Source organism: Cupriavidus pauculus, from assembly GCF_002858765.1.
GTDB lineage: Bacteria > Pseudomonadota > Gammaproteobacteria > Burkholderiales > Burkholderiaceae > Cupriavidus > Cupriavidus pauculus_B.
Window position 1 is genome coordinate 156,266 of sequence record NZ_PJRP01000016.1, and the last position, 22,936, is coordinate 179,201.

General features: G+C 66.1%; 16 protein-coding genes. 15 read left to right on the forward strand and 1 reads right to left on the reverse strand.

What is annotated here, in order from left to right:
- The first annotated feature begins 132 nt into the window (after positions 1 to 132).
- From CYJ10_RS26410 to CYJ10_RS26460, 11 genes are all read left to right on the forward strand, one after another.
- A complete protein-coding gene (locus CYJ10_RS26410) occupies positions 133 to 1,785 on the forward strand; it encodes a fatty acid--CoA ligase (protein ID WP_101684401.1) in 1,653 nt (550 codons plus the stop codon).
- A gap of 64 nt (positions 1,786 to 1,849) precedes the next feature.
- Positions 1,850 to 2,320, forward strand: a complete 471-nt coding sequence (locus CYJ10_RS26415) for a MaoC family dehydratase (RefSeq protein ID WP_101684402.1) — start codon at positions 1,850 to 1,852, stop codon at positions 2,318 to 2,320.
- Between the two features lie 48 nt (positions 2,321 to 2,368).
- On the forward strand, positions 2,369 to 4,093 hold the full coding sequence (locus tag CYJ10_RS26420; RefSeq protein WP_101684403.1) for an alpha/beta fold hydrolase: 1,725 nt from the start codon (positions 2,369 to 2,371) through the stop codon (positions 4,091 to 4,093).
- Between the two features lie 52 nt (positions 4,094 to 4,145).
- Positions 4,146 to 4,595 carry a TIGR01841 family phasin gene (phaP, locus tag CYJ10_RS26425; RefSeq protein ID WP_257993545.1) on the forward strand — a complete coding sequence of 150 codons (450 nt, stop codon included), beginning with the start codon at positions 4,146 to 4,148 and terminating at the stop codon, positions 4,593 to 4,595.
- 62 nt (positions 4,596 to 4,657) lie between these two features.
- A complete protein-coding gene (gene phaZ, locus CYJ10_RS26430; protein ID WP_101684426.1) occupies positions 4,658 to 5,500 on the forward strand; it encodes a poly(3-hydroxyalkanoate) depolymerase in 843 nt (280 codons plus the stop codon).
- Positions 5,501 to 5,507: 7 nt separating this feature from the next.
- Positions 5,508 to 6,815, forward strand: coding sequence for a DUF445 domain-containing protein (locus CYJ10_RS26435; protein ID WP_257993546.1), 1,308 nt, complete (start codon positions 5,508 to 5,510; stop codon positions 6,813 to 6,815).
- Positions 6,816 to 7,034: 219 nt separating this feature from the next.
- Complete coding sequence (locus CYJ10_RS26440; protein ID WP_257993547.1) at positions 7,035 to 8,771, forward strand: IlvD/Edd family dehydratase; 1,737 nt, start codon at positions 7,035 to 7,037, stop codon at positions 8,769 to 8,771.
- Positions 8,772 to 8,834: 63 nt separating this feature from the next.
- Positions 8,835 to 9,935: an ABC transporter ATP-binding protein gene (locus CYJ10_RS26445; protein ID WP_101684428.1), complete on the forward strand. Its 1,101-nt coding sequence runs from the start codon at positions 8,835 to 8,837 to the stop codon at positions 9,933 to 9,935.
- A 34-nt stretch (positions 9,936 to 9,969) separates the two neighbouring features.
- Positions 9,970 to 11,292: an ABC transporter substrate-binding protein gene (locus CYJ10_RS26450; RefSeq protein WP_101684405.1), complete on the forward strand. Its 1,323-nt coding sequence runs from the start codon at positions 9,970 to 9,972 to the stop codon at positions 11,290 to 11,292.
- Positions 11,293 to 11,362: 70 nt separating this feature from the next.
- Entirely contained in the window at positions 11,363 to 12,262 is a 900-nt protein-coding gene (locus tag CYJ10_RS26455; RefSeq protein ID WP_101684429.1) for a carbohydrate ABC transporter permease, read from the forward strand.
- Positions 12,259 to 13,137, forward strand: a complete 879-nt coding sequence (locus CYJ10_RS26460; protein WP_101684406.1) for a carbohydrate ABC transporter permease — start codon at positions 12,259 to 12,261, stop codon at positions 13,135 to 13,137. Before CYJ10_RS26455 ends, CYJ10_RS26460 begins: the two co-directional genes overlap by 4 nt.
- 478 nt (positions 13,138 to 13,615) lie before the next feature.
- On the opposite strand, the gene CYJ10_RS26470 is transcribed toward CYJ10_RS26460, so the two are convergent.
- On the reverse strand, positions 13,616 to 14,848 hold the full coding sequence (locus CYJ10_RS26470; RefSeq protein WP_101684408.1) for an MFS transporter: 1,233 nt from the start codon (positions 14,846 to 14,848) through the stop codon (positions 13,616 to 13,618).
- Positions 14,849 to 15,999: 1,151 nt separating this feature from the next.
- On the opposite strand from CYJ10_RS26470, the gene CYJ10_RS26475 reads away from it, so the two are divergent.
- The 4 genes from CYJ10_RS26475 (at position 16,000) to CYJ10_RS26490 (ending at position 22,669) form a co-directional block, all read left to right on the forward strand.
- A complete protein-coding gene (locus CYJ10_RS26475; RefSeq protein WP_101684409.1) occupies positions 16,000 to 17,340 on the forward strand; it encodes an HlyD family secretion protein in 1,341 nt (446 codons plus the stop codon).
- Between the two features lie 115 nt (positions 17,341 to 17,455).
- The gene (locus CYJ10_RS26480; protein ID WP_374703313.1) at positions 17,456 to 18,754 is read left to right on the forward strand and encodes a hypothetical protein; all 1,299 of its coding nucleotides are present in this window, start codon (positions 17,456 to 17,458) and stop codon (positions 18,752 to 18,754) included.
- A 2-nt stretch (positions 18,755 to 18,756) separates the two neighbouring features.
- Entirely contained in the window at positions 18,757 to 20,745 is a 1,989-nt protein-coding gene (locus tag CYJ10_RS26485; RefSeq protein WP_101684410.1) for a glycosyltransferase, read from the forward strand.
- Between the two features lie 7 nt (positions 20,746 to 20,752).
- Positions 20,753 to 22,669, forward strand: a complete 1,917-nt coding sequence (locus tag CYJ10_RS26490; protein WP_101684411.1) for an efflux transporter outer membrane subunit — start codon at positions 20,753 to 20,755, stop codon at positions 22,667 to 22,669.
- Positions 22,670 to 22,936: the final 267 nt, after the last annotated feature.

Genomic DNA, 22,936 nt, shown 5'->3' on the forward strand with positions numbered 1-22,936 from the left:
GGGGGATACGGCCGTCCCTGCCTCGCAGCCAACATGGCATCCATACAAAGCGCCGCCTGAATCCCGCCCGGGGTGACGGCTCCGGCGCACCACAGACTTCCCCCTTTCGTCTGGAATTCGCAGGAGACACCCATGCTGGACGCGATGCATGACACCGCCCCCAACGCCTACGCCTATCCGCTGCTGATCAAGCAACTGCTGCATACGCCACTGGGCCAGAACCCCGATCAGGAAATCGTCTATCGCGGCACGCACCGCCAGACGTACCGCACCATGCGCGATCGCATCGGACGCCTGGCCAATGGCCTGGCCCGCCTGGGCGTGGAGCACGGCGCCACCGTGGCCGTGATGGACTGGGACAGTCATCGCTACCTGGAGTGCTACTTCGCAGTGCCGATGATGGGCGCTGTGCTGCAGACGGTGAACGTGCGGCTGTCGCCGGACGAGATTGCCTACACGATCAACCACGCCGGCGCCGAGGTGCTGCTGGTGCATACCGACTTCCTGCCCGTGCTGGAATCGATTCGGGACCAGCTCGACACCGTACGCGTCTTTGTGTTGCTCGACGACCAGGACGGCGCGCCGGCATCGCTGACCATCCCGTTCAGCGCCGAGTATGAAGACCTGCTAGCGGCGAATGCCGTGGCATACGACTTCCCCGATTTCGACGAGAACACGCGCGCCACCACCTTCTATACGACCGGCACCACGGGCCTGCCGAAGGGCGTGCATTTCTCGCACCGCCAGCTTGTGCTGCACACCATCACGTCGATGGCCGGCCTGGCGAGCCCGATGTCCGGGCAGCGGTTCCATCGCGGCGACGTCTACATGCCCGTCACGCCGATGTTCCACGTACATGCCTGGGGCATGCCTTACGTGGCCACCGTACTGGGCGTCAAGCAGGTGTACCCGGGCCGCTACGTACCCGACCATCTGGTCAATCTCGTGCGCGACGAAGGCGTGACCTTCTCGCACTGCGTCGCCACCATCCTGCACATGCTGCTGAACTGCGAGGCCGCCAAGACCGCCGACTTCAGCCGCTGGAAGATCATCATCGGCGGCGGCGCCCTGCCCCACGGCCTGGCGCGCGCCGCGCTGGAGCGTGGCATCGACGTCTTCGCGGGCTACGGCATGTCCGAGACCTGCCCGTTGCTGAGCCTGGCCCAGATTCCCGAGAACGCGCAGCCGCGCGACATCGACGATGAAATTCGTCTGCGCTGCAAGACCGGTCGTCCGGTGCCGCTGGTGGACCTGCGCATCGTCGACGACGCCATGAACGACGTGACGCACGACGGCAAGGCCAGTGGCGAGATTGTGGTGCGGGCGCCGTGGCTGACGCAGGGGTATCGCGGCAATGCCGAGGCGTCGGAGGCGCTCTGGCAAGGCGGCTACCTGCACACGCAGGACATCGCAAACATGGACGCCACGGGGAATATCCAGATCACCGACCGCATCAAGGACGTCATCAAGTCCGGCGGCGAGTGGGTGTCGTCGCTCGAGATCGAAAGCCTGATCTCGCAGCACCCGCGTGTGTCCGAAGTGGCCGTGATCGGCATCAAGGACGAGAAATGGGGCGAGCGCCCGGTGGCGCTGGTGGTGCTCAAGCCCGGCGAAGCGGTCACGACCATCGAGGAAGACATCCGCGACCACGTGATGACCTTCACCACCAAGGGCCGGATCTCGAAGTACGCGGTGCCGCAGACGGTGCGGATCGTCGACACCCTGGAAAAGACCAGCATCGGCAAGCTCAACAAGAAGCTGATGCGCGAGCGCTTTATCGCTTGAGTGCCCGAACGATTGAACGAATTGAACGAATTGAACGATTGAAAGAATGCGAGGAGACAACACCATGACCATTGCTGGCTACAGCATGAACACCCTGGGCGAATTCGTCGGCCGCGAGCTTGGCGTATCGGGCTGGCTGGTCGTCGACCAGGCCCGCGTCGATGCCTTTGCCGACTGCACCGGCGACCGCCAGTGGATCCACGTCGACGTGGATCGCGCGCAGCGCGAGAGCCCGTTCGGCGGCACCATCGCGCACGGCTACCTGAGCCTGTCGCTGCTGGCCTCGCTGTCGATGGAAGTGGGCGTAGTGCCCCACGATGCCAGTGCCGGCCTGAACTACGGGCTCGACAAGGTGCGCTTCCTGGCGCCGGTCAAGGCCGGTGCGCGGGTGCGCAACCGCGTGACGCTGGCCGCGGTGGAAGACAAGGGCGACGGCCGGGTGATCGCCCGGATGATCAATACGCTGGAAATCGAAGGCGAGACCAAGCCGGCACTGCTGGCGGAATCGCTGGCCATGCTGATGGCGGCGCGCTGAGGCCGTGGGCCAAAGCCGAACAGATACGGTGTGAGGACAGTAAAAAACATGCAAGCCAATGTGGAATCCCCCGTGCGCGCCCTGGCCGCGCCGGAAGTCGTGAACGAAGACACCGGCCACGCCGCAGCGAGCCGGCCGAAGCTGAACCCTTTCATCGGGCTGCGCCCCTGTGACGTGCTGGACACGGTGCGTCAGGTTGGCGCGCAGACCGTGCGCCAGCCGGGGCTGCTGGTCGAGCAAAGCGCCGCGCTGACGCGCGAGCTGGTGGCGGCGCTGGCCGGCACGGGCGGCGCCGCGCCGCAGAAGGGCGACAAGCGCTTTATTGACAGCGCCTGGCAGAGCAACCCGTTCTATCGGGTGGCGATGCAGAGCTATCTGTCGTGGTGCAACGCGCTGGGCGGCTTTGTCGACCGGTCCGCGCTGGACGACCGCAGCAAGGAGCGCGCGCAGTTCGTGCTGCAACTGATCACCGACGCGCTGGCGCCCACCAACACGCTGCTCGGCAATCCGGCCGCGCTGCGCAAGATCATCGAATCGGGCGGCGCCAGCCTGGTCTCGGGCATCAAGAACGCCGTGATGGACGCCGTGCGCAACCAGGGCATGCCGTCGCAGGTCGATACGTCGGCCTTCGAGGTGGGCAAGAACCTGGCCACGTCGCCCGGTGCTGTGGTCTTCCGCAACGAGGTGCTGGAGCTGATCCAGTACACGCCGGCCACTGCCAAGGTGCATGGCCGCCCGCAGCTGATCGTGCCGCCGCAGATCAACAAGTACTACGTGTTCGACCTGTCGAAGGGCAAGAGCATCGTCGACTACCTGCTGCAGAGCGAATTCCAGGTGTTTGCCGTGAGCTGGCGCAATCCGACCATCGAGCATCGCGACTGGGACATGGACACCTATGTGTCCGCGCTGATCGAGGCCATCCACGCGGTGCGCGAGATCACCGGCAGCGACGACGTGAACCTGCACGGCGCCTGTTCCGGCGCCATGACCATGTCGGCGCTGATGGGCCACCTGGAGGCACGCGGCGAACGGCTGGTCAACGCCGCCACCCTGATGGTTGCCGTGCTGGACAGCAGCGCCGAATCGCAGATCGGCCTGTTTGCCACGCCCGAGAGCATCTCGGCGGCCAAGCAGAACAGCATCATGAAGGGCGTGCTGGAAGGCAACGAGATGGGTCGGGTGTTCGCGTGGATGCGGCCGAACGACCTTGTGTGGAACTACTGGATCAACAACTACCTGCTGGGCAACGCGCCGCCGGTGTTCGACATCCTCTACTGGAACAACGACACCACCCGCCTGCCGGGCAAGTTCCACGGCCAGTTGCTCGACATCTTCGCCGGCAACGTGTTCGCTCGCCCTGGCGCGCTGACCGTGCTGGGCACGCCGGTGGATCTGTCCAAGGTGGCGTGCGATACGTACGTGGTGGGCGGCATCACCGATCACATCACCCCGTGGAAGGGCGTCTACAACACGGCACGCATGTTCGGCGGCAACTCGCGCTTCGTGCTGAGTTCCAGCGGCCATATCCAGAGCCTGATCAACCCGCCGGGCAATCCGAAGGCCAAGTTCTTCGTCAATGCCGACGCGGCCCTGCCGGAAGATGCGGAAGCCTGGCTGGGCGGTGCCACCGCGCAGGCGGATTCGTGGTGGGACAACTGGCGCGTCTGGCTGGCGGAGCGATCCGGCGACCGGCGCGATGCGCCGGCCCAGGTGGGCAGTGCCAGCCACCCCGCCCTGTGCGATGCGCCGGGCACCTACGTCACGGGCGCCTGATCGGTCGCGATCGTCGTATCCGAGCGTTTCTTTTCTCAACAGCACCATTAGCATGAAGACCATGGAAACTACTGCATCGAAGTCATCGGCCGCCGGCCTGTTTTCCGCCTACTCCAACGCACTGCAGCGCCTGCGCCTGCCCGGTTTCGACCTGGGCGCCATTGCCGAAGCGCGTCGCAAGGACCTGGCCGCGTTGGCCACCATCAATCTCGCGCTGCTCGACGGCGTGCAGGCGTTCAGCCAGAAGCAGGCGGAAGTCGTGCGCGGCACGCTGTCCGGCCTGGAGAGCCGCCTGCTGCAGTCTGGCGTGGCGGGCAACGGCGTCGCCGCCGCCACGGGCGCTGTGGAACTGACGCAGGGCGCGCTGCAGAAGTCGCTGGCCAACCTGCGCGATCTGGCCGACATCGCCCAGAAGACGCAAGCTGACAGCGTGTCGGCAGCCAGCAAGCGAATCGCCGAGAATGTGGAGGAACTGAAGGCGCTGTTCAAGCCCGCGCAGTGATCGCGGATCATCATGAAATGCCGGCGGGCGCCTTGCGGGGCGCCCGCGACAAGGACAACCAGATGAATCAGGCAGCGTGCCAAGCCGAAACCGGCGGCAAACTGGACATTCGCACTATTGACCTGGACGGCTGGACGCTGCGCGTTGGCATCCGCCGCGGCACCACCGGCAGCCCGCCCCTGCTGCTGTTCAACGGTATCGGCGCCAATCTGGAGCTGGTCGAGCCGCTCATCGCGGCGCTGGGCGACGTGGAAGTCGTCATCTTCGATATTCCCGGTGTGGGCGGTTCGCCCACGCCGGTCATGCCGTATCGATTTTCCACCTTGAGCCTGCTGGCTGACAAACTGCTGGCCCACCTGGGCTATACCGGACAGGTGGACGTGCTGGGCGTCTCCTGGGGCGGCGCGCTGGCCCAGGAGTTCGCGCATCTGTATCCCCGGCGTTGCCGGCGGCTGATCCTGGCCGCCACGTCGCCCGGTGTGATCATGGTGCCGGCCAGGCCGTCGGTGCTGGCCAGGATGATCGGGCCGCGCCGCTATACCGATCCCGCCTATCTGGAAAAGATCGGCGGCGATCTGTACGGCGGTGCCTATCGGCATGACATCGGGCTGCTGCGCGAGCACAGCCGTCATATCGAGCCGCCGCGCGGACGCGGATACGTCTACCAGCTGCTGGCCGCCTGGGGCTGGAGCAGCCTGCCGTGGCTGGCTGGCCTGCGCCAGCCCACGCTGGTCATGCATGGCAACGACGACCCGATCGTGCCGCTGGCCAACGCCAAGATCCTGGCCGCGCGCATCCGTCAGGCGAAGCTGCATGTGATCGACGATGGCCACCTGTTCCTGGTGTCGCGGGCGACCGAGGTGGCACCGGTGATCCGCGGGTTCCTGCGGCAGGAACTGCAGTGAGCCGCGCATGAGCGACCGCGCCGGACTTCCCCCCACACGGTCGGAGACGTCCGGCGCCCTGCCTGCCGCTGCAGACCAGCCTGGCCAGCGCGGCGACCGCGACCTGCGCCGCATGCGCACCATCGCCACCGGCATCCTGCTGGCGATGCTGGCGCTGCTGGTGGCCAGCGTGCTGGGCCAGCCGCACTATCCATGGCTGGCCTGGGTGCGGGCCTTCGCCGAGGCCGGCACGGTCGGCGCCGTGGCCGACTGGTACGCGGTAGTCGCCCTGTTCCGGCATCCTTTTGGCCTGCCGGTACCCCATACGGCGGTGATTCCGCGCAACCAGCAACGCATTGCCGAAAGCCTGGGCACCTTCGTGGAGCGCAATTTCCTGGCGCCCGACGTGATCGTCGGCCGGCTGCGCTCGTACAACACCGCGCAGGCAGTGGCCGCCTGGCTGGTGACGCCCGGCAATAGCCGCGCGCTGGCCGATCCGGCCGTGGACGCGCTGCCCGCCCTGCTGCGCGTGTTTGACGATGACGAGGTGGCCCGCCTGATCCAGCGCGGGGCACTGCCGGGCCTGCGCACGCTCGATGTCTCGGGCATCGCCGGCCATCTGCTGCAGATCCTCACTGACACCCAACGGCACCAGCCGCTGCTGGAGCGTGCCCTGACCGCGCTGGAACAATGGCTGGCCGAGAACGCCGGCCTGCTGCAGGCCAAGTTCAGCGAGGCGTCGCGCTACACGCCGGTGCGGCTCGATGCGTACATCGTCAACAAGTTCGTGGAAGGCGTGATCGCGCTGCTGCATGAGGTGCGTACCGAGCCGGAGCATCCGCTGCGCCAGCAATTCGACGAGGCCTTGCAGGCAATGATCGACAGGCTGCGCACGTCGGAACGCTACCGGCGCATCGGGCGGCTGTGGATGCGCGACTTCCTGCGCCATCTGGAGCGCGAAGACAGCTACCGTGCGCTGTGGCAGCGCCTGCGCGACTGGATCAGCGCCGACGCCGCGCGCCACGACTCGCTGGCGCGGGCCATGCTGGCCGACCTGCTGGCCTCGCTCGGCGCCAGCGTGCGCGACGACGCCGCCTTGCAGGGCAAGCTCAACGCCTGGTGGCTGCACTGCGTGCAGCGCACGGTGAGCCGCTTTCGGCATCTGGTGCCGATGCTGATTGCGGAGGTGGTCAAGGGCTGGGACGCCAACGAAATCAGCCGGAAGATCGAGCTGGAAATTGGCAGTGACCTGCAATACATCCGCATCAACGGCACCTTCGTCGGCGGCATGGTCGGCGTGCTGCTGCACGCGGCGATGCTGCTGATCGCGCCCTGATCCAGCGGAGCGAAAAGGGCCCGTGGCTGTTGCGGCGCGTCATGGCCGGCGGGCCTGTCGGCATCCGGGAAAGCCCCATACCGCATATTGGTAATACCACTTTACCTGTCCAATACCCTGACCTAGACTCGGTTCAACTCGGCATGCGTGCGGCGCGGAATGAGATCGCGGGCATCCGGATCTGCACCCCCTACAAGAAGCAGAACGCAGGAGACCCGAGTGAACGACGACAATCCGCCGGGGCCGCCCAAACGGCGCAGCCAGTCATGGTTTGGCCGACTGGATCGCGATGGCTTCATCTATCGGTCCTGGCTGAAGAACCGCGGCATTCCCCATGACCAGTTCGATGGCCGGCCGGTCATCGGCATCTGCAATACCTACTCCGAACTGACCCCCTGCAACTCGCATTTCCGGACGCTGGCCGACCAGGTCAAGACCGGGGTGTGGGAAGCGGGCGGCTTTCCGCTTGAATTCCCCGTGATGTCGCTCGGGGAAACCATGCTGCGCCCCACCGCGATGCTGTTCCGCAACCTGGCCAGCATGGACGTGGAGGAGTCGATTCGCGGCAACCCCATCGACGGTGTGGTGCTGCTGATGGGCTGCGACAAGACCACCCCGGCACTGATGATGGGGGCGGCCTCGGTCGACCTGCCCACCATCGGCATCTCGGGCGGCCCGATGCTCAGCGGCAAGTTCCGCGGACAGGAACTGGGCTCCGGCACCGACGTCTGGAAGATGTCCGAGGAAGTGCGCGCCGGGCACATGTCGCAGGAGGATTTCTTCGAGGCCGAAGGCTGCATGCACCGGTCGCACGGCCATTGCATGACGATGGGCACGGCATCCACCATGGCCTGCATGGTCGAATCGCTGGGCATGGCCCTGCCGGGCAACGCGGCAATTCCCGCCGTGGACGGGCGCCGCAACATCCTGGCGCGTGCGTCGGGCCGGCGCATCGTCCAGATGGTCAAGGACAACCTGGTCATGTCGAAGGTGCTGACGCGCGAGGCCTTCGAGAATGCGATCAAGGTCAACGCCGCCATCGGCGGGTCGACCAACGCGGTGATCCACCTGCTGGCCATCGCCGGCCGTATCGGCGTGAAGCTGAACCTGGACGACTGGGATGCGCTGGGCCACGCCCTGCCCTGCCTGGTCGACCTGCAGCCGTCGGGCCGGCATCTGATGGAAGACTTCTACTACGCCGGCGGCCTGCCCGCCGTGATACGCGAACTGGGGCCGCTGCTGAACCGCGACGCGCTGACGGTCAACGGCAACACGCTCTGGGACAACTGCAAGGACGCGCCGAACTGGAACCGCGAGGTCATCCACGCCTTCGACGCCCCCTTCAAGCCCCACGCCGGCATTGCGGTGCTGCGCGGCAACCTGAGCCCCGATGGCGCGGTGATCAAGCCATCGGCGGCCACGCCGGCATTGCTCAAGCACACCGGCCGCGCGGTCGTGTTCGAGGACAGCGAGGACATGCACCGGCGGCTCGACGACGAATCGCTGGACGTCGACGAACACTGCGTGCTGGTGCTGAAGAACTGCGGCCCACGCGGCTATCCGGGCATGGCCGAGGCCGGCAACATGCCGCTGCCACCCAAGGTGCTGCGCAAGGGCATCACCGACATGGTGCGGATCTCGGACGCCCGCATGAGCGGCACCGCCTATGGCACCGTGGTGCTGCACGTCACGCCCGAGGCCGCCGCCGGCGGGCCGCTGGCGCTGGTGCAGAACGGCGACATGGTCGAGCTTGACGTGGAAGCCCGCAAGCTGCATCTGCACGTGTCCGACGAGGAACTGGCGAGACGGCGCGCGGCCTGGCAGCCGCCGGCGCCGCCCATGGAGCGCGGCTGGACGCGGCTGTACTTCGAGCACGTGCAACAGGCCAATCTGGGCGCCGACATGGATTTCCTGGTCGGCAAGAGCGGCGCGGCCGTGCCGAAAGACAACCACTGACGCACCACCCCTGGCGCGGCCGCCATGCAGGGCGGCGCGGCGCCGGACAAGGAGACGCAACGCATGGCATCGGTTCAGATCCGCGATGTGCAGAAGTCCTTTGGCGGGACGCAGGTCATACGGGGCGTCAGCATCGACATCCCCGATGGCGAGTTCACGGTGCTGGTGGGGCCGTCCGGCTGCGGCAAGTCCACGCTGCTGCGCATGCTGGCCGGGCTGGAGGAAATTTCCGGCGGCGAGATCGCCATCGGCGACCGCGTGGTGAACCGTCTGCCGCCCAAGGAACGCGACATCGCCATGGTGTTCCAGAACTACGCGCTCTATCCCCACATGTCGGTCTACGACAACATGGCGTTCTCGCTGAAGCTGGCGGGCGTGGCCAAACAGACCATCAAGGACAAGGTGGACAAGGCGTCGGGCATCCTGGGCCTGGGCGCGCTGCTGGACCGCTACCCGCGCCAGCTTTCCGGCGGCCAGCGCCAGCGCGTGGCCATGGGCCGCGCCATCGTGCGCGATCCGCAGGTGTTCCTGTTCGACGAGCCGCTGTCCAACCTCGATGCCAAGCTGCGCGTGCAGATGCGCGCCGAGATCAAGGAACTGCACCAGCGGCTGCGCACCACATCGGTCTACGTCACGCACGACCAGATCGAAGCCATGACGATGGCCGACCAGATCGTGGTGATGCGCGATGGCCGCGTGGAGCAGCGCGGGCGGCCGCTGGCGCTCTACGACCATCCCGACAACCTCTTCGTGGCCGGCTTTATCGGATCGCCGGCGATGAACTTCGTGCCCGGCGTGCTGCGCCGCCAGAACGGCGAGGCACGGGTCGAATTTCCGGACGGCACCCTGCTGCCAGCCCCCGCGCGCCTGCAGGACGGCGCCGGCACCGACGGCCAGCGCGTGATCTACGGCGTGCGGCCCGAGCACCTGGCCTACGGCGCGCCGGGCCAGGGCTTTCCGACCACGGTCGCGGTGGTGGAGCCCACCGGCGCCAATACCGAGGTGTACTCGCGCTTCGGTGAGACCGATTTCATTTCAGTGTTCCGCGAACGCCACGACTTTGCTGCTGGCCAGGCGCTGCATCTGGTGCCCGACCATCACCACACGCACCTGTTCGACGCCGAATCGGGACAGGCGCTGCCCCGCCAGACCGCACGGCAATAACCACCCTTGGCATGACCATGGAGGAGACACAGCAATGAGCCATTCCGGAAACTTCACAAGGCGCGATTTCCTGGTATCGACGGCGGCCGTGGCTGCCACCTCGGCGCTGGGTACCACCAATGCGTACGCCGCCACCCAGTTGCAGTACAAGCCCGAGGCCGGCGCCAAGCTGCGGGTGCTGCGCTGGAAGCGGTTCGTGCAGGGCGATGAAGACCTGTGGAACGCCAACGCGAAGAAGTTCAGCGAGCTGACCGGGGTTGAAGTCCGTGTCGACAACGAAGGCTGGGAAGACGTGCGCCCCAAGGCCGCCGTGGCAGCCAGCGTGGGCACGGGGCCGGACATCGTGCTGGGCTGGTTCGACGATCCGCAGCAGTACCCCGACAAGCTCGTCGACGTGACCGACGTGGCCACCTACCTGGGCAACAAGCACGGCGGCTGGTACGACGTCTGCAAGAAGTACGGCATCCACAACGGCAAGTGGATCGCGGTGCCGCTGGGCGTGGTGGGCAACGCGCTGGTCTACCGCGAAAGCCATGTCAAGGCGGCCGGCTTCGACACCATTCCCAAGGACACGGCGGGCTTTCTGAAGCTGTGCCAGGCGCTGAAGGCCAAGGGCACGCCCCCCGGCTTTGCGCTGGGCAAGGCCGTGGGCGACGGCAACAACTGGGCGCACTGGCTGCTCTGGTCGCACGGCGGCATGCTGGTGGATACCAAGGGCAAGGTGGTGGTGAACTCGCCCGAGACCTGGGCCGCGCTGGAATACGCCAGGCAGCTCTATCCCACGTTCGTGCCGGGCACGCTGTCCTGGCAGGACCCGTCGAACAACAAGGCGTTCCTGGACGGCCAGGTCAGCCTGACGGCCAACGGCATCTCGGTCTACTACGCGGCCAAGAACTCGAAGGAGCCCAAGCTGCAGGAGATGGCGAAGGACATCCAGCACGCGCATTTCCCGATCGGCAAGAGCGGCAAGCCGACCGAGCTGATGCAGATCACGCAGATGATGATCTTCAAGTACTGCAAGTATCCGAACGCGGCCAAGGCCTTCCTGCAGTTCATGATGGAGCCCGAGCAGTACAACCCGTGGATGGAGGCCGCCATCGGCTACGTGAGCCAGCCGCTCAAGGAGTACGAGGCGAACCCGATCTGGACGGCCGACCCGAAGCACACCGTGTACCGCGATGCAGCGTCGCTGATGCTCGACAACGGCCACGCCGGCCCGCTGGGCACGGCATCGGCGGCGGCCATGGCTGACTACATCGTGCTCGACATGGTGGCCGAGGCGGCCAGCGGATCGAAGACGCCTAAGGAAGCCGCGGCCCGTGCGGCACAGCGCGCCGAGCGCTACTACAAGGCCTGACGCGATGCAGAATACCGCTGCGACGCCGCCTGCCTCGCAGCGGCCCCCTGCCCAGCCGGCCCGGCGATCGGTGCTGTCCCGGCTGTCCGACAACCGCCATGCGCTGGGGCTGCTGTTCATGGTGCCCACGGCGCTGCTGTTGCTGGTCTTCCTGACCTATCCGCTGGGGCTCGGTGTCTGGCTGGGCTTTACCGATGCCAAGATCGGCCGGCCCGGCGCATGGATCGGCTTCGACAACTTCAGCTACCTGGCCAGCGATTCGGTCACCCAGCTGGCGCTCTTCAACACCATCTTCTACACGGTGATCGCCAGCCTGCTGAAGTTTGCGCTGGGGCTCTGGCTGGCGCTGCTGCTGAACCGCAACCTGCCGTTCAAGTCGTTCTTCCGGGCCGTGGTGCTGCTGCCGTGGATCGTTCCCACGGCCCTGTCGGCGCTGGCGTTCTGGTGGATCTACGATGCGCAGTTCTCGGTCATCAGCTGGACGCTGGTCAAGCTGGGGCTGATCGACCGCTATATCGACTTCCTGGGCGACCCGTGGCTGGCGCGGTTTTCGACCATCGCGGCCAATGTCTGGCGCGGCATCCCGTTCGTGGCCATCTCGCTGCTGGCCGGGCTGCAGACCATTTCGCCCACGCTGTACGAGGCGGCTTCGATCGATGGCGTCACGCCCTGGCAGCAGTTCCGCTACGTGACCCTGCCGCTGCTGACCCCGATCATCGCCGTGGTGATGACGTTCTCTGTGCTCTTCACCTTTACCGATTTCCAGCTGATCTACGTGCTGACGCGCGGCGGTCCGCTCAATGCCACGCACCTGATGGCCACCCTGTCGTTCCAGCGCGCCATTCCGGGCGGATCGCTGGGCGAAGGCGCGGCGCTGGCCACGATGATGGTGCCCTTCCTGCTGGCCGCCATCCTGTTCTCGTATTTCGGCCTGCAGCGGCGCGCGTGGCAACAGGGAGGCGACAAATGAAAGCGAAGGCGGAGGAGAACGAATCGCAAGGCATGGAGTATCTGCAATCCGTGCCACGCCGCTGGGTGACGCTGTATATCCCGATCGGGGTGTTCCTGTTCGTGCTGCTGTTTCCGTTCTACTGGATGGGCATCACGGCCTTCAAGCCCGATGGCGAACTGCTGATGCAAAGCGCCAACCCGTTCTTCGTGATGGCGCCGACGCTGGCTCATTTCAAGAAACTACTATTCGACACGCCCTACCCGGCCTGGCTGCTCAATACGGTCATTGTCTCGACGGTATCCACGTTTGCGTCGCTGGCGGCAAGCGTGCTGGCGGCCTACGCCATCGAGCGGCTGCGGTTCCAGGGCGCCAAGCAGGTGGGGCTGGCGATTTTCCTGGCCTACCTGATTCCGCCCTCGATCCTGTTTATCCCGCTGGCGTCGATCGTCTTCCAGCTCGGTTTGTTCGATACGCGCTGGGCCCTGATCCTGACCTACCCCACCTTCCTGATCCCGTTTTGCACCTGGCTGCTGATGGGGTATTTCCGCTCGATCCCGTACGAACTGGAGGAATGCGCGTTGATCGACGGCGCCACGCGCTGGGAAATCCTGGTCAAGATTATCTTGCCGCTGGCCGTGCCGGGACTGATTTCGGCAGGGATATTCGCCTTCACGCTGTCGTGGAACGAGTTTATCTACGCCCTGACATTTATCTCGTCGTCGGAGGTAAAAACCGTGCCGGTGGGCATCGTGACCGAACTGGTGGAAGGCGACGTCTACCACTGGGGCGCGCTGATGGCCGGCGCCCTGCTGGGCTCGCTGCCGGTTGCCGTGGTCTATTCGTTCTTCGTCGAGTATTACGTTTCTGGCATGACCGGGGCGGTCAAGGAATAACCTGGCCGGCCTTGATCCGGCCCTGAACCCGCCAATTCAGCGCGGCAGGCTGGCGGCCACGATTTGCGTGGCGTCGGCCACATCGCCGGTATCGAGTGTGACGCAACGCGTCCTCAGCAGCTTGGCAATCCGCCACCACTGCACAGTTTCCACGCAGGAATGCCCGGGGCAAAACAGTTCCGCATGCACCGGCGCACGATTAATCAGCGATCGGACGATACGCAGCGTATAACCCTCGTCCAGCAACTGGACGAGGCGTTTTTGTTGGGGGACAGTGCCATGAAAAATGCGGTCAGAAAGATGCGGGCAACGTGCGGGATGCCGTTGCCCGCACGTGAAATCGCTTGCGGGTTGAAAGCGATTTCGCACTAACGGCCGATTATGCCGATTGATGAAACAAGCGACACTGCACAGAATCCGCACATTCCGGACATTTTCGTGATCACGGCAGCACTCAATGCCGTGTCAGACAAAGTCCCTATTCCGCTTGCGGCACCAGATGTGGCGTCTGCGTCCTGCCCAGGAACGCGAAAGCAATCTGGATCAGCCCCATGGTGAGCCCGAGAGCGGCGCCGACCTTCCAGGCCAGCGCGTAGTCATGCATCAGGTCATATAGCCAGCCGCCGCCAAAGGCGCCGATAAAGCTGCCGATCTGGTGACTGAAAAACGCCACGCCGGCAATCATGGCCTGCCAGCGCAGGCCAAAGGTCTGGGCAATCCAGCCCTGCACCAGCGGCGACACCCCAAGCCACAGAAAGCCCATGATGGCGGAAAACACCATCGTGCTTTCCGGCGTTGGTGAGACATGGAAGAACCAGACGAATCCGATCGACCGGCAAATATAGATACCACCGAGCAGCAACAACTTGTTGACCCGCCCCCCGGCCCATCCGAAAAACAGGCTGCCCAGCACGTTGAATCCGCCAATCAGCCCTAGCGCCTTGGCCGACAGCATCGGGTCCATGCCGCAAATATCGAGATAGGCCGGCAGATGGGTGGTCAGGAATACCAGTTGCATCCCGCAGACGGTGTAGGCCAGCGCCATGACCACGAACGGCGGGTGCCGCAGCGCCGTCATCAGCGCCTGCCGGCCGCTCTGCTCGGCCTGCGCACGGGTCGGCATCTGCCGCACCTGGTCTACCCGGCCGCCCACCCAGGCGGCTGGCACCATGATCAGCGCCAGGACCACGAACGACGCCAGGCCCATGCGCCAGCCCCACGCGCCCGAAATGCTCTGGCCGAGCGGCGCCGCGATCATCGCGCCCAGCGAGCCCGACGCCGAGACGCAGCCCAGCACCAGGCTGCGCACCTGCGCACTGACCGCGCTCGACGCGGCAGCCATGGCCATGGCCGTGCCAGTACTGGCCATCGCCATGCCGATCAGCAGGCCGCCGCCCAGCACCACCATCCACATATCGTGGGCCGTGGCCAGCAGCACCAGGCCGACCAGATACAACAGCGAGCCGCCGACCATCAGCGGCCGGAATCCGCTCCTGACCGCCAGCGCCCCGGCAAACGGCTGCAGCAAGCCCCAAGTGAGGTTCTGCACCGCCACGGCGATCGTGAAATCGCCGACGGAAATCCCGATGTCGCGCGTCAGCGGCGGTACGAAGATTCCAAGGCTCTGCCGCAAGCCCATGGCCAGCGACAGCATGACGGAAGCGCCGATCAGGATCGGCAGGACGGGGCGCAGCGAGGACAGACGAGACATGCGTGGGCTCTTTCTTGTTATCAGGCGGCATGCCGGAGGTGCTGCCGCCAGAACCATTTTCGTTGAATCGTCAAGGGTTTTGAATGCTCGGGAACACTGAGACGGCACTGCCCTGCAGAAGCTGGCGCGGCCGGCAGCGCCAGCGGCGGCGCGCCTGGGCCACATTGGGCAACCGTGCCGCATTGCCACAGCCGATTCCCGTGCTGCCTGGCGGCGGTATGCCCTGCCCTGACCCAAACCATCCCCTTCCCCATCGCTCACATTGCGACGTCAACATCATTCATTGCGATAAGTTTTCTTATCGCAATGACACTGTGGCACTCTGAAACCATCCACCGGGAAATCGTCGCTGACGCTGCACCTGGGCGCGGCCTCCCCGCGCCGCACTTCACGCCGCACCTCACGCCTGGATCGACATCACCCCCTAATTCCATCACATGATGATGTATTCACGGCCGTGCGCCACGGGCTCGAATGGCCCGTCAGCGCCTTGGCGCCTGGGGAAATCCGCCCCAGTCACACTCTGATACACAGTCGTACATCCCTGCTTCGTTGCACTGCGGCAAACTTTCATCGTCGATGAGCAACACGAAGGCTTTGTACTTCTCACCGAGCAAAAACTTCCGCGCGGTGCCATTGCTTGAAAGATCTACCTGCTCGTTGAGACGTCGGCTTAATTTCCCGTTAAGGCGCGCCCCATTTGAATCAGCGGCTTACTACTTCGCCGCGTTGCCGTGCCGCTGCAATCGTGAGATGTAAGTGGACCGATATACAGCCCTTACACATTCTTACAGCAAGCAAAGTCCAAACTGACTAACTTTGAATCGCTCCAGCGTTGCATCGCATCAATACGGCGATGTTGTGCTGTGAGCTTCCATGGCGCGTCGCGTCTCGTAGTGTCTGTCTCCATATGACCCGTTCTGGGCGTATGTCGGCAGTTCAATGGATCGGCACACACGGTCCACTTGCCTGTCCCGGCGGCGTAGCAACGGCCCGGGGCAAACGGCACATAAAAATTGTTGGGGGACGTACAGCACTGGACCAACCGAACGGGCTTGCGCTCGGGCGGCGGGACAGTGCTTGTCTGCGAAATTTATTACCGCGATCGACGTTGGCGATCGCGGGTGGCCACCTTTTATCCGGGAGCTCGCATGGACAACAATTCCGACCGAAAGCCGACCGTGCCAACGCGGCTACCGCCCGCGTCGCCACAGCAGCCGCAACAGCCCCCGCCCCGCGACGCTGTCGCGAAGCAAAGCAGCCCGCTGAGCCTGCGGCCTGTATGGCAGGCCATCCCGCGCCTGGCCAGCTATGGCATGGTGGGCTTCATCATCTGGATCATCCTCTCCGTGATGTTTCCGTACATCTTCGTGCGCTCGTCGGAACGCGCGATCGTCAACAGCCCGGTCAGCCTGATTACCACCCCGGTGGAAGGCGTGGTCACGAAGCAGCTGGTGCCGGTGGGCACCGCCTTCAAGACGGGCCAGTCGCTGATGACGCTGCAGAATCCGAACATGGACCGCGCGCTGCTGCTGGAACTGACCGGCAAGAAGCTCGACAACGACAAGCGTCTCGAAGCCGCGAAGTCGAAACTGGAGGTCAACCAGGCGCGACTGGCTTCCACCAGTGGCGATGTCAAGCGCTACACCTCGGCGGCCCAGCAGCAGAACGAGGCGCGGGTGCGCGGCATGGAAGCACGCGTGAGCGCCGCGCAGCAGCAGATCGATGCGCAGGTCAACGTCGTGACCCGTAACGAGGCCATGCAACAGGCCGGCGCCGTCAGCCAGGCCTTTACCGACCAGTCGCGCAACCAGCTTGCCGTGCTGGGCGGCCAGCGGGACGCCCTCGAAGCGGAACTGAACAGCGCGCGCAGTAGCAGTGCCGCCACGCGCAACCGCGTCTACGCCTCCAGCAACGACAGTGCCGTGGGCGCCCTGTCCCAGCGGTCGGACGAACTGAAGTCCGAGATCGTCCAGCTACAGGCCGAAATCAAGCAGCTGACGGACTACGGCACCGAAGTCGACAAGCTGGTGGATACCGAGCAGCAACGTCTGGACCGCGTGTCGAACCTCGACATCAAGGCCTACGCCGGCGGCATCGTCGAAGACGTACTGGCGCCGCCCGGCACGCATGTGGCGGCGGGCGCCACGCTGATGCGCGCCACCAACTGCACGACGCCCAGCGTGGTGGCCGTGTTCCCGCGCAGCCTGAGCAAGGACCTGCTGCCGGGCGCCCCGGTCACGGTGATGGTCGACGGCGTGGCCACGCCGCTGCCCGGCAAGGTCGCCGAAATCCTGCCGCGTGCGCCGGATGGCGACCAGGCGCGCTATTTCGTGCCATTCCCGCCCATCGAGAAAAACGAGTTGTATCTGATTGCAAAGCTGAACAAGCCGCTGCCTGACCTGCCCGGCGCAGGCAAGACGGACCGCTGCGCACTCGGCCACTGGGCCAAGGTCAGCCTTGACCGCCCGTGGTTTCGCCGGCTGATCTGATCGGAGCCGATCGCACAGTCATGTACCCAACGCCCGCAGGAAGGAGACTACCGTGCAGCGTACTACCGCAGGAATGCCATACCGGGCCGCCCGCAAGCGGCTGATCGAAGCGCTGATGACCACCGTCCTCACCACGCCGCTGGCGCTGTCTGCCGCGCCGGCGGCGTCGGGCGATGCCGCCCGCGACCAGATGCGCGATGCCGGCTGCCAGACGCTGACGCAACGCGTGGCCGCCATCCCGGGCAACGGGCCAGTCATGCTGGCCAGCTACGAACCCGCGCCGGGCGGCGAGCCGCTGCCCGGCCCGCTCAAGGAATCGGCCTTTGTCTACGACAACGCGCTGGCCGGCATCGCGCTGATCGCCTGCGGCCAGAAGGATGCCGCCCGTCGCATTGCCGATGGGGTCGTGGCTGGCGTCACGCGCGACCGTCACTATCACGACGGCCGCATCCGCAACGCGTATCGCGCGGGCGCGATGCCCGCCGACGGCCCTGTGCCGATGCCAGGCTGGTGGGACGCCAAGGCCAACAAGTGGTTTGAAGACCGCTACCAGGTGGGCACCGCTACCGGCAACGTGGCATGGGCAGCGCTGTTGCTGCTGGCCGCCTACGACGCCACGCGCGCGCCGCGCTACCTGGACACGGCCAAGACGATGATGGGCTGGGTCGACAGGGAGACGTACAACGCCGACGCCCCCGCCGCCTTTATCGGCGGGTACTTCGGCCACGAGCCGTCGCCGCAACGCCAGGGCTGGAAGTCCACCGAGCACAACGTCGACACGTACGCGGTGTTCCGCTGGCTGTCCCGCTACGACAGCGACCCGCGCTGGCGTACCGGTGCCGAACGCTCGCGCAAGTTTGTCGAAACGATGTGGCAGCCCGGCGAAGGCCGCTTTGCGATCGGCACGCGTGACGACGGCCGCTCGCTCAATGGCGGCCCGTCGGCGCTGGATGCCTCGCTCTGGCCGCTGATTGCCATGCCCGATGCGGCCGGCACCTGGCAGCGCGCGCTGGCCTGGGCGCAGGCCAAGCACGGCGTCAAGGGTGGCTACGGCTTCAACGCCAACCCTGACGGCATCTGGACCGAAGGCACCGGGCAAGCCGCGCTGGTGCTGCGCGCCACGGGCCGCGACAGCGAAGCCGCGCCGTTGTGGCCGTTGCTGGTGTCGCAGCGCGCACCGTCGGGCTACCTGTTCGCCACGCCCGAGCAGCGTGTGCGCACGGGCCTGCAGATTGGCCCCGACTCAAAGACCGACGATTTCTTCTACTTTCACCTGCCCCACCTGGGCGCCACGGCCTGGGCCGTGCTGGCCGCCACGGGCTGGAATCCGTTCCAGCCGGGCGGTTGCCGGGGCGCGAGCTGTGCCACGGCAACCGCGGCCGCAGGCCCACCTGATCATCCCCCCAAGGAGTAACGATGCCCGCCGCGAGTTTTGCAAGTTTCCTCGATAGCAGCATGCTCGTGCAGATCAATGCGGGCGCGCTGCTGGTGACCGTGCTGTGTCTGCGCGGCAACCGGCAACGCGCCGCGGACCGTTGGCTATTTGGCCTGGCGGCGTCGGTCCTGCTGATCGTGTACTACATCTGGCGCGTCACCGAGACGCTGCCGGATTGGCGCATGGAGTTTCCGAGCATCTGGGCCCACGCGTTCCTGGGCTTCGAGACGTTGACGATCCTGTACACGCTGATCTCGATCGTCACGCTGACCCGTACCACCGACCATTCCGCCGACGCCGATGCGGGCGAGCAGCGCCTGCGCGGCGACCGCGATGCGCCGGGCGTCGACATCTTCATCGCCACCTACAACGAGGGCCTGGACGTCCTGGAAAAGACCATCATCGCGGCCAAGGCCATCGACTACCCGAACTTCCGCGTCTGGGTGCTCGACGACACCCGCCGCGACTGGCTCCGGGCCTTTTGCCGCCAGGTTGGCGTGAACTACGTGACCCGGCCCGACAACACCCACGCCAAGGCCGGCAACCTGAACAACGGGCTGTTCCACAGCGCCCAGGGCGACGGCGGCGCGCCTTACATCATGGTGCTCGATGCCGATTTCGCGCCCAACCGCAACATCCTGCTGCGCATCGTCGGCCTGTTCGACGACCCGCGCGTGGGCGTGGTGCAGACGCCCCAGTTCTATTACAACGCCGACCCGATCCAGTACAACCTGCGCTCCACCGAATGCTGGGTGGACGAACAGCGCGCGTTCTTCGACGTGATGCAGCCGGCCAAGGACGCGTGGGACACCGCGTTCTGCATCGGCACGTCGTTCGTGGTGCGGCGCGAGGCGCTGGGCCATATCGGCGGATTCCCCACGGGTACGGTGACCGAGGACATCCACCTGACCTACAAGCTGATGCCGTTCGGCTATGTCACGCGCTGGCTCAACGAACGGCTCAGCGTGGGCCTGTCGGCCGAAGGCCTGCCCGAGTACATCAGCCAGCGCAGCCGCTGGGGGCTGGGCACCATCCAGGTGGCCCTGACCGCCGACGGGCCGATGCGCGGCCGCGGCTACACGCTGCGCCAGCGCCTGCACTATGTGCACGGCCTGCTGCACTGGCTCAGCCGCCCGTTCACGCTGATGCTGCTGGCGGGGCCGCTGCTCTACTGGTTCTTCAACGTGCCCACGCTCTATGGCGACCCGATGCAGTTCCTGGCCTACGGCGTGCCGGCCCTGCTGCTGTACTGGGCCTACAGCATCTGGATTACCGATTCGCGGGCCATGCCGGTCTTTACCGAGGTCACGCAGATCGTGGCGGCCATGGCTGTCACGGCCACGCTGGCCAGCGCCATGTTCAAGCCGTTCGGACGGCCGTTCAAGGTGACGAACAAGGGGCTGGACCGCTCGAAGCTGACCGTCCATGGCAAGTTCGCGGTGCTCTACGGCGCGCTGTTCTTCCTGTCCGCCATGGGCCTGGCGCGCGCCGTGGCGGCCGACGGCAATGCGCCGGGCACCATCTTCAACGTCGCCTGGACGCTGGTGTCGATGGTGCTGTACCTGGCATCGCTGCTGGTCTGCTTTGAACTGCCGCGTCCGCGCAAGGAGGAGCGCTTTCCGTTCCGCGTGGCCGGGCGCCTGCAGTTCTACGGCACCGACGGGATATCGCGCGAGGTCGATGGCGTGACGCGCGATCTGTCCTGCAATGGCGTGGCGCTCGAATCGCATAGCGGCACGCGGGTGGAACCCGGTGCCGTGGGGGCCTTCTGGCTCGCGCCCCTGGGGTGGGTGCCGTGCCGCGTGGCACGCACCGACGGCCAGTTGATCGGCATCTCGCTGGTTCCTGACATGGCGGCGCGGCACCGGCTGATCCGGCTGCTGTTCAGCGAGCCGCCACACAACATCGCGCGTCGCGGGCTGCCTGGCACGGCCATCGTGCAACTGCTGCGCCGCGCGTTCACAGGTTGATTCACACATGAAGACGATAACAATGCGCCTTTCCCCCGCACGCCTGCCGTCTCTGCGCTGGAGCGCGGGCGTCCTGTTGCCCCTGGCACTGGCCGCCTGCACGCTCGAACCCAAGTACGAACGCCCGGATTCGCCCGTGCCCAACGCCTGGCCCGACGGCGCGGCCTACCAGACCACCCAGGGCGCCAACGGCGTGCCGCAATCCCAGGTGCAGGCCGTCAACCTTGGCTGGCAGGACTTTTTCACCGATGCGCGCCTGCGCCGGCTGATCGAACTCGGCCTGGCCAACAACCGCGACCTGCGCGTGGCCACCCTGTCGATGGACGAGGCCCGCGCGTACTACCGCATCCGGCGCGCGGCGCAGTTCCCCGCCGTCGATGCCAACCTGGGATTCAGCAGTACCCGCCTGACCGGCGATCTGCGCCCACCGGGCCAGGACCCGGTCATCAACGCCTGGGGCGCCGGCGTGGGCTTTTCGTCGTTCGAGCTCGACGTGTTCGGCCGCATCCGCAGCCTCAAGCACGAAGCGCTGGAGCAGTACCTGTCCATCGAGGAGGTGCGGCGCAGCACGCATATCAGCCTGGTTGGCGAAATTGCCAATGCGTACCTGACCTGGCAGGCCGACCAGCAACTGCTGAAGCTGTCGCAGGACACCCTCAAGATCCAGGAAGACGCCTCGGAGATGGTGCGCAAGAGCAAGGCGGCGGGCGGCATGGCCGCGATCGACCAGCACCGCACGCAGACCCAGGTGGAAACCGCCCGCGTTGACGTGGAGCAGTTCACCCGCCAGGTGGCGCAGGACGAAAACGCGCTGTCGCTGCTGATCGGCGGCCCGATCCCGACCGACCTGCCGGCGGCACAGCCGTTCGGCGATAACTCGTTCGTGGCCGAACTGCCGGCCGGCCTGCCGTCGCAGCTGCTGGAGCAACGGCCAGACATCATGGCCGCCGAGCACCGGCTGAAGGCCGCCAACGCCAATATCGGGGCCGCACGCGCGGCGTTCTTCCCACGGATTTCGCTGACCGCGGGGATCGGCCTGGCCAGCACCACGCTGGCCGGGCTGTTTACGGGCGGTGCGGCCTGGGCCGTTGCGCCGCAGATCACGTTGCCGATCTTCAATGCGGGCGCCAACCAGGCCAACCTCGACGCGTCGAAGGTTCGCAAGGACATCAACGTGGCGCAGTACGAGCGCACCATCCAGGGCGCCTTCCGTGAAGTGGCCGATGGCCTGGCCGCCCGTGGCACGTACGACCGGCAGACCGCCGCGCAGCAGTCGCTGCAGAAGGAACTGGCCGAGACGCGCCGCCTGTCCGAGATGCGCTTCAAGAACGGCGTGGACGACTATTTCCCGGTCTTCGACGCCCAGCGCCAGCAGTACGAGGCGCAGAAGAAGCTGGTGACGATCCAGCTCGCGCGGTTGACCAGCCGGGCGCAGCTGTACAAGGCGCTGGGCGGCGGCTGGTCGCAGCAGACCGTGACCGACCAGGCGCCGGTGGCCGGCAAGCCGGCCCCGGTGCGGGCGGTTGCACCGCAGGCGGCTCGCCCCGCGCAGACCACTCCTGCGGCTCCAACCGCCCCTGCGGCTCCTGTCTCGACATCTGCCGTCCCCTCGACGGCCAGTACGCTGGTCGCGCCGGCCCGCGCGCCACAGGCCGCGGCACCAGCGCCGGCCCCTGCGGCACCTGCCGCCCGCGTCGCCCCGGCTCCGCAGCCGGCCCCGGTCCCTGCAACGGCGGCCGTGCAGTCCCGTCCCGCGCAGCCGCCCGCGACACCCGTCGCACAGGCCGCGCCCGCTCCGCAACCCCAGCCGCAACGCAAGACGCCGGATCCGGATATCCCTGCCGATCTGCGGGCGGCGCCAGACGTCACCGCGACGCCCACTTCGCCGGGACCGGCAGCCGCGCTGGCAGGTTCGGGATCGTAGTAGACCAGGCCGGTTGCCTCCCCTCTCCCATTGATGGGAGAGGCGCCGGGAGAGAGGGGAGACGGTCCAACTTCCAGTCGTCGGATCTTGCACCGCTCGCCCTCTCCCCCAACCCCTCTCCCGCGCGCGGGAGAGGGGAGTGTAGTGGTCAAGTTTTTTCAGACAGGTATTAGGGTGGTCTGTTGGAACTTGTCCTCGTAGTCTGTTGGCGACGTGTAGCCCAGTGTCGAATGCAAGCGCACCGGGTTGTAGAAGCCCACGATGTAC